The organism is Nonomuraea sp. NPDC049709, from assembly GCF_040674815.1.
In the GTDB taxonomy this organism is placed as follows: domain Bacteria; phylum Actinomycetota; class Actinomycetes; order Streptosporangiales; family Streptosporangiaceae; genus Nonomuraea.
In genome coordinates this window covers 10828-11682 of sequence record NZ_JBFANM010000157.1, presented here as the reverse complement: position 1 = coordinate 11682, position 855 = coordinate 10828, and the positions used below count along the sequence as shown (strand labels likewise).

1 protein-coding gene is annotated in these 855 nt (G+C 74.9%); it reads right to left on the bottom strand.

What is annotated here, in order from left to right:
• Window positions 1–69: 69 nt before the first annotated feature.
• On the bottom strand, window positions 70–711 hold the full coding sequence (locus AB0J69_RS60205) for a hypothetical protein (RefSeq protein ID WP_364137998.1): 642 nt from the start codon (window positions 709–711) through the stop codon (window positions 70–72).
• Window positions 712–855 lie beyond the last annotated feature (144 nt).

The following is an 855-nucleotide window of genomic DNA, read 5'->3' as shown; positions in this document are numbered from 1 at the left end:
GCCGGGGCCTGTGCCAGGCCGGCACAGGCCCCGGCCGCCCACAGCGGGCGATGGCGTCCTGCCTCCGGCTCAGGACTGGTTGAACAGCGAAAGTGTCAGGGTCGAGTGGTACTCGCCGGCGGCGACGTCGGCGGGAGTGCGCAGCGCGAGGTCGGCGTTGACCTGCCAGGTGCCGATCTCGTCGGCGGAGTTCGCCGTCGACACCAGCAGTTCCTGGCCCTGCAGACCGACGGTGGGCGCTCCGGAGCCGTCGGAGATGACGCTGGAGACGGGCTCACCGGCCTCCACCGCCCCGGTGGAGGAGTCGCTCAGCAGGCGCGGCCGCCAGCCCAGGTACTGCGGGCCGATGGGCGGCGCGGAACCGCTCGTCGCGGTGAACTCGCCGGCCTGGCCGACGACCGCCCAGAAGTCACCGGCGGGGATCTCCTCGGGACGGCGGCTGTCGGTCACCGTGACCGTCGGCAGGGTGCCGACGAACTGGCGGGCGGCGGCGTTGGAGCCGTCCTCCTGCAGAGACACTCCGCCGTTGTCGGCGACGGTCATGGACACCTGACCGGGAGTGGTGTTGGGCTCGATCGTCACCGACACCTCGATGCCGTTCTCGGGGTCGTCGTCCGCCATCGCGGGACCGGCCACGCCGGCGCCGACGCCGGCGAGCGCGACACCGAGCACCGCCGCGGCGAGCAGTTGCGTCGTCCTGTTGATCTTCATGTCTTCGCTCCATTGATGGGGGGCGGGGGCCGGCGGCGGGGTGGGGCGGGCGGCCCCCGGGGGGGGGGGGGGGGTGGCCGGGGCGGGGTGCCGGGGGGCCCCCCCGGGCGGGCGCCCCCCCCGGGCGCCGGGGTAAAAAGGGAG